Below are 12,630 nucleotides of genomic sequence, written 5' to 3'. Positions count from 1 at the left end.
GACTTTGATTAAATTTGTCAAAATGACAAAAATGAAAAGCTTTTCTCCGAGTGATTTATCAACACCTGAATTGCATGGTATTATGTTGGGTTCAATAGGGCCCAGACCTATTGCATTTGCAAGTACTGTTGATGAAAACGGACAACCTAATTTATCACCTTTTAGTTTTTTTAATGTATTTGGAGCTAACCCGCCAATCATGGTTTTTTCTCCAGCAAGACGTGTTCGAAACAACACAACTAAACACACATTGGAAAATTGCAAAATCACAAAAGAAGTTGTCATTAATATTGTCAATTACGCCATAGTTCAGCAAATGTCTTTGTCAAGTACAGAATATGCTGAAGGTGTTAATGAGTTTGAGAAAAGTGGTTTAACCGCTGTAAAGTCTGATTTAATAAAACCTTTTAGAGTTGCTGAGTCACCTGTGCAATATGAGTGCAAAGTCAATGAAATTATTGAACTTGGAAAAGAAGGTGGATCAGGAAACCTTATTATTTGTGAAGTTGTGAAACTTCATGTTCAAGAAGACTTGTTAAATGCAGATTTAAAAATTGATCAATCAAAAATTGATTTAGTCTCACGAATGGGAGGCAATTGGTATTCACGCGCAAAAGAAGGACTTTTTGAAGTTGAAAAGCCAGTGAAAAAACTAGGAATAGGCGTTGATGAAATTCCGAATTACATCAAAGAAAGCAAAATATTAACAGGTAATGATTTTGGAAAATTGGGTAATGTTGAAAAGTTGCCTTCTCATGAAGAAATCAAGAAATTTATAGAAGAAAAAGATTTAAAGGTTTTTTTAGACGAATCTACAGATCACAAAGTGCATTTAGTTGCACAAGAATACTTAAATGAAAATCGCGTTTTAGACGCATGGAAAATATTATTAGCAAAATAAAAAAAAGTTATGGAGGTACAAGGAAAGATTAAAGTGAAAGGAGAGACTAAAGAGTTTGGGAACAACGGTTTTCGTAAAAGGGAAGTTGTCATTACTACTGAAGAACAATATCCACAACATTTAATGGTTGAGTTTGTTCAGGATAAAACAGAAATTTTAGATAAATATCAGGTTGGGCAGAATGTCAAAATTGGTATCAACCTTCGTGGTCGCGAATGGGTAAGCCCGCAAGGCGAAACGAAGTATTTCAATTCTATACAAGGATGGAGAATCGAGAGTTTAGATCAATCTCAGAATTCACCTCAAACACCACCAGTCTCATCTGATGATCAATTTGAGCCAGTCAGTGATTTGAATAATGATGAGGATGATGATCTGCCTTTCTAAAATGAAAAGCATTTAAAATAACCTAAAAAAAAGTCTCATTATTGAGGCTTTTTTTATTTTTGAAAATATGCATTTACTCGACAATACGCTTTCTTTTCCTCACCCTGAACAAACACATGAAACAGGGATCTTAGCTCTTGGTGGCGATTTGTCTCCAGAACGTTTGATTCTCGCTTATCAAAATGGAATTTTTCCTTGGTATTCTGATGATGAACCATTGTTGTGGTGGAGTCCAGACCCGCGAATGGTTTTATTTCATGATGAATTAAAAGTTTCTAAATCGATGCGAAAGTTATTTCGTGATCAGAAATTTAAAGTGACTTTTAATCAAGATTTTGAAAGTGTGATTCGTACCTGTGCTGAAATTCCCCGTCAAGGTCAAGATGGGACTTGGATTACTGAAGAGATGATACAATCTTATCTCAAGCTGCATCAAATGGGTTTTGCACAATCAGTCGAAGTTTATGAAAACGAAAAACTTGTTGCTGGTCTTTATGGTATCAACCTTAAAGAAAAAGCTGTTTTTTGTGGAGAAAGCATGTTTACTAAAATCAGCAATGCCTCAAAATATGGCTTTATCAGTTTGATTGAAAAACTCAAAGAAGAAGGTGTTCAATTGATAGATTGTCAAATTTATACAGCGCATTTAGCTTCATTAGGTGCTAAAGAAATTTCAAGAGAAGCGTTTTTATCTCATTTAGGTTTGTAAACTTAAAAAGTATTCAATAAAAAAAGGCGATTTCAACTCAATGAAATCGCCTTTTTGATATTTTGAAAAATGTTTTAATTATAACTTTTCAATACCCATATTATAAAGTGTAAAAGCGAAAACATCTGCGTATTCAGCAATCACTTTAGAAGTAGGTTTCCCAGCACCGTGACCAGCATCAGTTTCAATTCTGATTAAAACTGGATTAGCACTTGGATCTTGTTTATCTTGTAATTCTGCAGCAAATTTAAAGCTATGCGCTGGCACAACTCTGTCATCATGATCACCAGTAGTGACCATTGTCGCTGGATATTCCACATCTTTTTTGACATTATGAACGGGTGAATATCCTTTAAGGTATTCGAACATTTCTTTATCATCTTCAGAAGTTCCGTAATCATAAGCCCAACCAGCGCCAGAAGTAAATGTATGGTAACGTAACATATCTAAAACGCCAACAGCTGGCAAAGCAACTTGCATTAAATCTGGACGTTGTGTCATTGTCGCACCAACTAATAAACCACCGTTTGAACCACCTTTAATCGCTAATTTTTCAGAAGAAGTGTATTTGCTGTCGATTAAATATTCACCTGCAGCGATAAAGTCATCAAAAACATTTTGCTTTTGCAATTTAGTTCCTGCTTTATGCCATTTTTTTCCATATTCACCGCCACCTCTTAAGTTTGCAACAGCGTAAACACCACCGTTGTTTAACCAAACTGCATTTGCAGTACTGAACGAAGGTGTCAATGAAATATTGAAGCCGCCATATCCATAAAGAATTGTTGGATTACTTCCGTCTAACTCTAAACCTTTTTTGTAAGTGATAATCATCGGAACCTTTGTCCCATCTTTTGATTCGTAAAAAATTTGCTCACTTTCAAATTGCTCAGGATCAAATTTGATATCTGGCTTTTGGTAAAGTTCAGAAGTTCCTTCTGCGATATTAAATTTGTAAATACTGCTTGGTGTTGTGTAGTTTGTGAAAGAATAATACAACTCTGTGTCTTCTTTTTTAGCGCCAAAACCACTTGCACTTCCAATGCCAGGAAGCTTAATATCACGAACTAAGTTTCCATCATAGTCATATTGCTTTACTTTTGAAACAGCATCAACAATATAAGACGCAAAAAAGTTTCCTCCACCGGTTGAAACTGAAAGAACATTTTCTGTTTCTGGGATGAAATCTTTCCAGTTTTTAGGTGCTGGGTTTTGAGCATTAACAGTAACCACACGCTGATTTGGCGCATCTAAATTCGTTACTATATAAAGCTTATCACCAACATTTTCGATAACATTGACATCGTTTTCATAACCAGTAACAACATCAACTAACTTTGCGTTATTTTTTGATAAATCTTTAATATAAAGTCTGTTCCCAGAAGTCGATTTTGCCGCAGAAACTAATAAATACTTATTGTCTTCAGTGACGTATCCAGAAACATATCTGTGCTTTTGCTCATCAGTATCACCATAAACCAACTCGTCATTTTTCTGATCAGTTTTGAGTTTATGATAGTAGAGTTTGTGCTGATCAGTTTTTGCTGAAAGTTCACTTCCCTCAGGCTTGTCATAGCTAGAGTAGAAAAAGCCTTCATTTCCTTTCCAAGAAATACCGCTAAATTTCACATCGACTAAAGTGTCTTCAATTTGTGTTTTATCTTCAGCATTGATCAAAATTATTTTTCTCCAGTCACTTCCACCTTCAGAAATTGAATAAGCTAAAGTTTCTCCATTTTCAGAAAAGCTGACAGATCCTAAAGAAGTCGTTCCTTTCTCGCTGAAATTATTCGGGTTTAAGAAAACTTCTGCTTCTTCTGGGCCATCTTCATTGTTGTATCTGTATAAAACTGATTGGTTTTGTAAGCCATCGTTTTTATAAAAATAAGTGTAGTCTCCTCTTTTAAAAGGTGCGCTAATTTTTTCATAATTCCAAATGTCAGAGAGTTGCTTCTCTAGGTTGTCTCTGTACGGAATTTGGTCGAGATAAGCACTAGTGACTTTGTTTTGAGCTTTCACCCATTCTCCAGTTTCTTCGCTGCGATCATCTTCTAACCATCTGTAAGGATCTTTAACTTCTTCACCGAAATAAGTATTAGTATGCTCAACTTTTTTGGTGTCGGGATAATCTATTTTTGTCATTTTGTTTTTGTCGCTATCAGCTTCATTTTGGCAAGCAGTAAGGCCTGCAACTAAGCTGACAATTAAGATTTTTTTCATGCTAAAATTGTTTTTTGTAAATATAAAGGATATTTATGACATAGGTTTTAAGCTGTTGTTGCTTAAATAAATGATGTTGTGTGCAGCTATTAACTTTTCACAAATTGTTGATCTATCAAATATTTTGCAATTTGAACAGCGTTAGTTGCAGCGCCTTTTCTTAGGTTATCAGCAACAATCCAGAGGTTTAAGCCATTTTTGATACTGAAATCTCTTCGAATTCGACCGACAAAAACATCATCTTTTCCTTCAGCGTAAATTGGCATCGGGTAGGTGTTTACACTTGTGTTATCAAGGATTTTGATGCCTTCAAAGTTATTTAAAGCTGATCTGATTTCCTTTAAGTCAAATTCATTTTCAAATTCAATGTTGACAGACTCTGAATGTCCACCCATCACAGGAATACGAACTGCTGTGGCTACGACTTGAATGCTGTCATCACTTAATATTTTTTTGGTTTCATTGGTGAGTTTCATCTCCTCTTTGGTGTAGTCATTGTCTGTGAAAACATCACAATGCGGAATAGCGTTTTGATGAATAGGGTATGGATATACCATTTTCCCTTTCTGATTATTCATTTCATTTTCCAGTTGCTGTACAGCTTGAACGCCTGTTCCAGTAATGGATTGATAAGTAGAAACAATCACTCGCTTGATTTTAAACTTTTGATGAAGCGGATAAAGCGCCATCACCAACTGCGAGGTTGAGCAATTTGGGTTAGCAATAATGTTATCACTTTTTGTGAGTTGATCAGCATTGATTTCAGGGACAATCAATTTATAATCAGAATTCATTCGCCAAGCAGATGAGTTGTCAATGACTTTTGCGCCATTTGCGGCAAATTTTTGGGACCATTCTAAAGCAATTTTCCCACCTGCTGAAAAAAGAGCAATATTTGGTTTTTGATCTAAAGCCGTCTGTAAATTGACAATTTTGTAGGCTTCATTTTTGAATTTGATTTCCTTTCCAACAGATTTTTCAGAAGCAACAGGGATGAGTTGGTCTATTTCTATATTTTGTTCGGCTAAAACTTGAAGTATTTTCTGTCCAACAAGTCCTGTAGCGCCAACAACAGCAATTTTCATTTCTTAGTTTTTTCAAAAATAAAGATAAATCTCAGAATAAGATGTTGATTTATGAAATCATCAACATCAAAAAAAGCCATTCCAAAAATCAATTTTGAAATGGCTTCTAAATTAGCTTCTCTGTGATAAGAGAACTACAAAACACTAATTTATTTTGACTCTAGCATTGCTAGGAATTTATCTAAATTAGGCAGAATGATAATTCTTGTTCTTCTGTTTTTTGCACGTCCATCGGCAGAATCATTATCTGCAACAGGTTTAAAACTACTTCTTCCAGCAGCAATTAATTGCTTACCATCAACGCCATACTTGTCTTGCATTAAACGGACGATTGATGTTGCACGGCGCACACTTAAGTCCCAATTGTCTTGAATGTAAGATTCTTTTTTTAGCGTTTGCGCGTCTGTGTGGCCTTCAACTAAAACTTCCATCGCTGGCTCTGATTTCACAACTTCAGCGATTCTTTCTAAAAGTTTGTTTGCCTTTGAGCTAACCCAATAACTTCCACTTTTAAATAAAAGTTTATCAGAAATTGTGATCTGGACAACAGTTTGGTCAACATCAATATCGATGTCTTCATCATTTCCATCAGATAAAGATTCTTTTAAATTGTGAGAGACAGCCAAGTTTAATGAATCACTTAAAGTTTTTGCTCCTGCTAGTTTTTCTGGATCAACATTTTTCAATGTTTCTCTCATCGCTTCTTTTGAGTCTTTAGAAACAGGTGCTAAGTCTCCTGCCATCTCAAGCTTGCGATTGTTTTCTTTTTGTAAAGAATTAATCTTTGCATAATAATTAGAAACACGTTCTTGAACTTTCTCATACTTAGTTTGATACTCGTCTTTTTCAACTCTAGTTTTCATCAATTCAGACTTCGTGTTGTCTAATTCAGACTCAAGAGCTGTGTATTTCTTTTTAGAAACACAAGAGGTTGCTAAAACTGAAATAGTAAGGCTGGTTAATAAAATTACTTTTTTCATGTTAGGTAAATTTTTTTTGTTGTCCAATGTAAACATTCGATAATGATTATTCGTACATTGAAATTGCTATACTTTTGTTAAATGAAATTAGCAAATCTTAAAAAACACTTTTTAATAAAGCAACTTTAGTGGTTGCTATCGCTTTATCATCTTTACTTTTTTAAAGGCAACAGGTTTTTTACTGCGTTGATGAGATCGTTTAATGAAGTTACAGTCTTATTGTATGTTGAAGTTTTGTGATTAAAACAAGAAACCCTGTAAATCAATGGTTTACAGGGTTTTGCGTACCTTGGGCGGGAATTGAACCCGCACTTCCGAAGAAACTGGATTTTGAATCCAGCGCGTCTACCAGTTCCGCCACCAAGGCTTTTTTAAATTGTGATTGCAAATTTACTATATTTATTTTAATCTGAAGTAAATAATTTTTAAAAATACTCAATCAATTTTTAGAAAATGTGTAAGTTTGCAACCCATAAACACAACATGAATTATGGCTGATTCTAAAACAGCAGCGCAAATATTTGCCTGCTCACAATCAAAAGTTCTAGCAGAGGAAATTGCAAAAAGTTATGGCGTTCCATTAGGAAATGTGATTACTTCACATTTTAATGATGGAGAGTTTCAACCCTCATTTGAGGAATCTTTGCGAGGTTCTCGCGTTTTTATCGTTGGGTCAACACATCCTTCATCAGATAATTTAATGGAAATGCTGATGATGCTTGACGCGGCAAAACGTTCTTCAGCTCGACATATTACAGCAGTAATGCCGTATTTTGGATGGGCACGACAAGACAGAAAAGATAAACCACGTGTGCCAATTGCTGCAAAGCTTGTTGCAAAAATGTTGGAAACAGCAGGTGCAACACGTATCATCACAATGGATTTACACGCTGATCAAATTCAAGGCTTTTTTGAAAAACCTGTTGATCATTTATATGCGTCAACAATATTTTTGCCGTATTTAAAAAGTTTAAATCTTGAGGATATCACAATCGCATCACCAGATATGGGAGGCTCAAAAAGAGCTTATGCATATTCTAAGTTTTTACAAAGCGATGTTGTGATTTGTTACAAACAGCGCGCAAAGGCAAATGTTATCTCTCACATGGAGCTTATTGGCGAGGTGAAAGGCAAAAACGTTATTTTGGTTGATGACATGGTTGATACTGCCGGAACATTGACACATGCAGCTAACTTGATGATAGAAAGAGGCGCAAAGTCAGTGCGAGCAATTTGTACGCATCCTGTTTTATCAGGAGATGCTTATAATAAAATAGAAAATTCAGCATTAGAGGAATTAATTGTAACAGATAGTATTCCTTTAAAGCAAGAGTCAAATAAAATTAAAGTGATTAGTTGTGCAGAACTTTTTGCAGATGTCATGAAAGCTGTGCATAACAACAAATCAATTAGTTCGAAATTTTTAATGTAATTTAATATATAATTTATGAAGTCAATCGAGATCAAAGGATCTAAAAGAGAAAGCGTAGGCAAGAAGAGTACAAAAGCCTTACGTAATGCTGGAGAGGTCCCTTGCGTACTTTACGGAGGGGAAGATAGTGTGATTCATTTTCACGCGCCAGCAGCAGCGTTTAAAAATTTGATTTACACATCTGACGTTCACACTGTAAAGTTAGTGATGAATGACGGAGTAAAGGTAAACGCGGTTTTACAGGATATTCAATTTCACCCTGTAACAGACGAAATTTTACACATGGATTTCTATCAGTTCTCTGATGAACAAGAAATCACAATGGAAATCCCTGTTCACTCAGAAGGAGTTCCTAAAGGTGTTAAAAATGGTGGTGTATTAAGGTTTAACTTACGTCGTATGACAGTAAGAGGTCTTGCAAGTAATCTTCCTGATTATATCCTTGCAGATGTAACGCCGCTTAAAATTGGTAAAAAACTTTACGTTACTTCTGTGGCAAGTGAAGACTATAATATCCTTCACCCAGATAACACTGTTATTTGTCAAGTAAGAACTTCTCGTAATTTAGTAACGACTGAAGATGAAGACGACGAAGACGATGAGACAGAAGAAGGTGCAGAAGAAGCGACTGAAGAAAAAACTGAAGAATAAGAATTTAGTTTAAATTCTCTGAAAAGCATCCCTTACTCGGGATGCTTTTTTATTTTTACCATAAAATAGATCTGCAGAATTTATGAAGAAGTTTTTAGTTGTTGGTCTTGGGAATATTGGACCTAAATATCACAATACCAGACATAATATTGGTTTTAAAATTTTAGATAGCTTTGCGCGTCAAAACGAATTGGTTTTTGAAGAGCAAAGGCTTGGAGCTGTTGCTAAATATCGCTTTAAGGGACGAACATTTATTCTGTTAAAGCCAAGCACTTTTATGAATTTAAGCGGAAAAGCAGTTCGGTATTGGCTTAATGAAGAAAAAATCCCTCTTGAAAATTTATTGGTTCTGACGGATGATATCAATTTAGATTTTGGTACGCTGCGCCTGAAAGGAAAAGGAAGTGATGGTGGACATAATGGTTTGAAGGATATTCAGAATTTAATGGGAACTCAGAAGTATGCGCGTTTACGTTTTGGCGTTGGTGGAGATTTTTCGAAAGGAAATCAAGTGAACTACGTGCTTGGAGAATGGAGTCAAGAAGAAGATAATCATTTAAAAGAACGCCTTGAGAAATGTCAAGATTTAATCAAGTCATTTGGAACAGCTGGCTTAGCAAATACCATGAACTCTTATAACGGAAAATAAAGTGAAAATTATTCATCATATTTCAGAATTCGATTCAAGTGAACAGACAATTGTAACAATTGGCACTTTTGATGGTGTTCATGTTGGGCATAGAAAAATCATCAAAAGATTGATAAATGCTGCTAATCAAACAAATTCAAAATCAACCTTATTAACTTTCTTCCCACATCCTAGAATGGTTTTGCAGCAAAACAGTGATCTAAAACTGATCAACACTCTTGAAGAAAAAAAGAAAATTTTAGCCCAAACGGATTTAGATAACTTAATTATACAACCTTTTACGCTTGAGTTTTCTCGATTAAGAGCCGAAAATTACGTCAAAGACATTTTAGTTGATCAACTGAATGCAAAAAAGATCATTATTGGCTATGATCATCGATTTGGTAGAAATAGAACTGCCAATATTGATGATTTAAGAGATTTTGGTAAAAAATATAACTTTAGTGTTGAAGAGATTTCTAAACAAGATATTGACGAAGTCGCAGTAAGTTCAACGAAAATCAGGAATGCTTTAAATCAAGGTGATATTGAATTGGCAAATTCATACTTAACACAAGCTTTTCAATTAACAGGTGAGATTGTAAGAGGCAAAGGTTTAGGGAAAGAGTTAGGCTACCCTACAGCTAATTTAAAAATTAAAGAAGATTATAAATTAATACCAAGAGAAGGTGTATATGTTGTTCAATCAGAAATTGATGAAAAACCTTATTTTGGCTTGATGAATATTGGGACAAATCCAACATTTAATGAAGTGAAGCAAAGTGTTGAAACTTATTTCTTTGATTTAAATAAAGATTTATACGGTCAACATATTTCAATTAAGTTACTGAAACGCTTGAGAGGCGAGCAGAAATTTGACGGTCCAAATCAACTTATCGAAGCGATGAATAAAGATAAAGAGCAAGCTCTAAATTATATTGACATGCTAAAAGATGCTTGATAAACTCCTATTTAAATCAGTTGACAATTCTGCTCTAGTTGTATTTAGAGTTTTTTTTGGTATCCTGATTTCTTTAGAATCATGGGGCGCAATCTTGACAGGCTGGGTAAGGCGTGTATTGGTTGAGCCTAAATTTACTTTTAACTTTATAGGCTTTGATTTTTTGCAATATTTGCAAGGGCCTTATATGTACATCCATTTTTTCATCATGGGTGTTTTTGGCATTATGGTGGCCATAGGTTATCGTTATCGATTTAGCATTATTGGATTTACTGTTTTCTGGACGATTGCTTATTTGATGCAAAAGTCTTCTTATAACAATCATTATTATTTATTGATTTTAATTTCATTAATGATGTGTTTTTTTCCAGCGCATCGATACCATTCTGTTGATGCTAAAAAAGGCTATGTTAAAGAATCTCTTTGCATGCCAAATTGGGTGAATATTTGGGTGATAACACAATTGTTTATCGTGTATAGCTTTGCATCTATCGCGAAATTATATCCTGATTGGTTGGATGCTTCCGTTGCTAAAATACTAATGGCATCTCGCAGTCATTATTGGATTGTTGGCGACATACTTCAGAAAGACTGGACGCATATCGTGGTTGCTTATTTCGGAATATTTTTTGATTTGCTCATCGTGCCTTTATTATTATGGAAGAAAACGAGAAAGGCTGCATTTGTTTTTAGCATTTTCTTTCACTTATTTAATAGTATCGTTTTTCAGATAGGCATCTTTCCTTATATGTCACTAGCATTTTCAGTTTTCTTTTTTCCACCTGAAAAAATAAGGCATTTGTTTTTAAGAAAAAAAGAAAAATTTCAGGTTCTAAACTCAGAGATTGTGATGACGAGTCGCCATCAATTGATTAAAGCTTTTGTTGTAATATGGATGATTGTTCAAGTTGCTTTACCATTGCGTCATCATTTTATTAAAAACGATGTTTTGTGGACGGAAGAGGCTCACAGAATGAGTTGGCGAATGATGTTAAGGTCGAAAGCTTCATCGGTTCAATTTTATATAAAAGGTGAAGATGTTGACTATAAACGTAAAGTTGATTTAAATGATTATTTAACGCCAAAGCAACAGAGATCGTTATCTAAACCTGATGTTTTTTGGCAATTTGTTCAACATTTAAAAAAGGAATATAAAAATCAGGATGTTGAATTTTATGCAAATGCTCGCATCAAAGTAAACAATCAAAAATCAAGATATTTGGTGCATCCCGACCAGGAATTAAGCCAGCTGAAATGGAATTACTTCAAGCATAACGACTGGCTTTACTTAAAGGAATAGTTTTTTATTCTGAATCCTCGTCAGTGTATTTGTCATATTCAGGATAGAGAAAGTCATTGTATGGAAAACGCGTGATGTGGATTTCACGAACAGCTTCATAAACTTTCTTTTTGAAGTCATCCCAATTTTCTTTTTCAGTCGCAGAAATAAATAAAACGCGATCTCCCATTTTATTCATCCAGGTTTGTTTCCATTCTTCTAATGTGTAATGAGCTGAAGTTTTTTCAGTTTCTAAATCATCTTGCTCGATTTCTTCAGGTTCATAAGCATCAATTTTATTAAAAACCATAATGACAGGTTTATCTTGTGCTTTGATGTCTTTCATGATTTCATTGACAGATTCAATATGATCTTCAAAGTTTTTATGAGAAATGTCAACAACATGTAGAAGTAAATCGGCTTCTCTGACTTCATCAAGTGTTGATTTAAATGACTCGACCAATTGTGTTGGTAATTTTCTGATGAATCCAACAGTGTCTGTCAGTAAAAAAGGAAGATTTCTGATCACAACTTTTCTCACTGTTGTATCAAGTGTTGCAAAAAGTTTGTTTTCAGCAAAGACTTCACTTTTACTAATCACATTCATCAAGGTTGATTTTCCAACATTGGTGTAGCCAACTAAAGCAACTCTAACTAAACTTCCGCGATTACCTCGCTGAACAGACATTTGTTTATCAATCGTTTTTAGTTTCTTTTTAAGCAAACTTATTTTATCTCTAACGATTCTTCTATCGGTTTCAATTTCAGTTTCACCAGGGCCACGCATTCCAATACCGCCTCGTTGTCGCTCGAGGTGAGTCCAAAGACCAACAAGTCTAGGGAGTAAATACTCGTATTGAGCGAGCTCAACTTGTTTTCTAGCGTAACTTGTTTTGGCACGTTGCGCAAAAATATCAAGGATGAGATAAGTACGATCAACGACTTTACATTTAAGAATTTTCTCTATATTTTTTTGTTGAGCAGGCGTCAATTCATCATCAAAAATGGCTGAACCTATTTCATGCTCCTCAATATACTCTCGGATTTCTTCTATTTTACCAGTTCCAATAAAGGTTTTAGGATTAGGTGTGTCGAGTTTTTGTTGAAATCTTTTCTTGACTTTTCCACCAGCTGTGTAAGTTAAGAACTCTAATTCATCTAAATATTCTTTTGATTTTTCTTCATCCTGATGTTGGCTAATAATGCCTATTAAAACTGCAGATTCGTATTTTGTGGTTTGTTTTTCTATCATATAATAAATTGTGTGTGATGACAAAAATACTAAGAAAAAAGCAGATGTGTAAAACTTAAATTTAGGTCGTTTTTGTTAATATTTTTTGATTTCTAAACTTTTGAAACTAAATATTAACTTACTTCTAACATTTTTTATATATTCA

Annotated in this window: 12 protein-coding genes and 1 tRNA gene; 8 read left to right on the top strand and 5 right to left on the bottom strand. The window is 34.4% G+C overall.

Features of this window, described 5'->3' with window-relative positions; all coding sequences use genetic code 11:
• Nucleotides 1–31 precede the first annotated feature (31 nt).
• From BLV84_RS01165 to aat, 3 genes are all read left to right on the top strand, one after another.
• On the top strand, nucleotides 32–901 hold the full coding sequence (locus BLV84_RS01165) for a flavin reductase family protein (protein ID WP_093238768.1): 870 nt from the start codon (nucleotides 32–34) through the stop codon (nucleotides 899–901).
• A 9-nt stretch (nucleotides 902–910) separates the two neighbouring features.
• The gene (locus BLV84_RS01160; protein ID WP_093238238.1) at nucleotides 911–1,288 is read left to right on the top strand and encodes a DUF3127 domain-containing protein; all 378 of its coding nucleotides are present in this window, start codon (nucleotides 911–913) and stop codon (nucleotides 1,286–1,288) included.
• 67 nt (nucleotides 1,289–1,355) lie between these two features.
• Nucleotides 1,356–1,997, top strand: a complete 642-nt coding sequence (gene aat / locus BLV84_RS01155; protein WP_093238235.1) for a leucyl/phenylalanyl-tRNA--protein transferase — start codon at nucleotides 1,356–1,358, stop codon at nucleotides 1,995–1,997.
• Nucleotides 1,998–2,075: 78 nt separating this feature from the next.
• Here aat and BLV84_RS01150 read toward each other — a convergent pair whose 3' ends face one another.
• From BLV84_RS01150 to BLV84_RS01135, 4 genes are all read right to left on the bottom strand, one after another.
• Nucleotides 2,076–4,217 carry a prolyl oligopeptidase family serine peptidase gene (locus BLV84_RS01150; RefSeq protein ID WP_093238232.1) on the bottom strand — a complete coding sequence of 714 codons (2,142 nt, stop codon included), beginning with the start codon at nucleotides 4,215–4,217 and terminating at the stop codon, nucleotides 2,076–2,078.
• Between the two features lie 89 nt (nucleotides 4,218–4,306).
• Nucleotides 4,307–5,302 carry an aspartate-semialdehyde dehydrogenase gene (locus tag BLV84_RS01145; protein ID WP_093238229.1) on the bottom strand — a complete coding sequence of 332 codons (996 nt, stop codon included), beginning with the start codon at nucleotides 5,300–5,302 and terminating at the stop codon, nucleotides 4,307–4,309.
• A 149-nt stretch (nucleotides 5,303–5,451) separates the two neighbouring features.
• Nucleotides 5,452–6,282, bottom strand: coding sequence for an OmpA/MotB family protein (locus tag BLV84_RS01140; RefSeq protein ID WP_093238226.1), 831 nt, complete (start codon nucleotides 6,280–6,282; stop codon nucleotides 5,452–5,454).
• Nucleotides 6,283–6,567: 285 nt separating this feature from the next.
• Nucleotides 6,568–6,649, bottom strand: a tRNA-Leu gene (locus tag BLV84_RS01135).
• A gap of 123 nt (nucleotides 6,650–6,772) precedes the next feature.
• Between BLV84_RS01135 and BLV84_RS01130 the strand changes: the two genes are divergently transcribed.
• The 5 genes from BLV84_RS01130 (at nucleotide 6,773) to BLV84_RS01110 (ending at nucleotide 11,254) form a co-directional block, all read left to right on the top strand.
• On the top strand, nucleotides 6,773–7,714 hold the full coding sequence (locus tag BLV84_RS01130; RefSeq protein ID WP_093238223.1) for a ribose-phosphate pyrophosphokinase: 942 nt from the start codon (nucleotides 6,773–6,775) through the stop codon (nucleotides 7,712–7,714).
• 15 nt (nucleotides 7,715–7,729) lie between these two features.
• Nucleotides 7,730–8,365, top strand: a complete 636-nt coding sequence (locus BLV84_RS01125; protein ID WP_093238220.1) for a 50S ribosomal protein L25/general stress protein Ctc — start codon at nucleotides 7,730–7,732, stop codon at nucleotides 8,363–8,365.
• 82 nt (nucleotides 8,366–8,447) lie between these two features.
• Nucleotides 8,448–9,014, top strand: coding sequence for an aminoacyl-tRNA hydrolase (gene pth / locus BLV84_RS01120; RefSeq protein WP_093238217.1), 567 nt, complete (start codon nucleotides 8,448–8,450; stop codon nucleotides 9,012–9,014).
• Nucleotide 9,015: 1 nt separating this feature from the next.
• A complete protein-coding gene (locus BLV84_RS01115) occupies nucleotides 9,016–9,954 on the top strand; it encodes a bifunctional riboflavin kinase/FAD synthetase (RefSeq protein WP_093238214.1) in 939 nt (312 codons plus the stop codon).
• Nucleotides 9,947–11,254, top strand: coding sequence for an HTTM domain-containing protein (locus BLV84_RS01110; RefSeq protein WP_093238211.1), 1,308 nt, complete (start codon nucleotides 9,947–9,949; stop codon nucleotides 11,252–11,254). The genes BLV84_RS01115 and BLV84_RS01110 overlap by 8 nt, the downstream gene beginning before the upstream one ends.
• A gap of 4 nt (nucleotides 11,255–11,258) precedes the next feature.
• On the opposite strand, the gene hflX is transcribed toward BLV84_RS01110, so the two are convergent.
• Nucleotides 11,259–12,485: a GTPase HflX gene (gene hflX / locus BLV84_RS01105; RefSeq protein WP_093238208.1), complete on the bottom strand. Its 1,227-nt coding sequence runs from the start codon at nucleotides 12,483–12,485 to the stop codon at nucleotides 11,259–11,261.
• Nucleotides 12,486–12,630 lie beyond the last annotated feature (145 nt).

Source organism: Psychroflexus halocasei, from assembly GCF_900107595.1.
GTDB classification, from domain to species: Bacteria; Bacteroidota; Bacteroidia; order Flavobacteriales; family Flavobacteriaceae; genus Psychroflexus; species Psychroflexus halocasei.
This window is presented reverse-complemented; position numbering and strand designations above follow the sequence as displayed.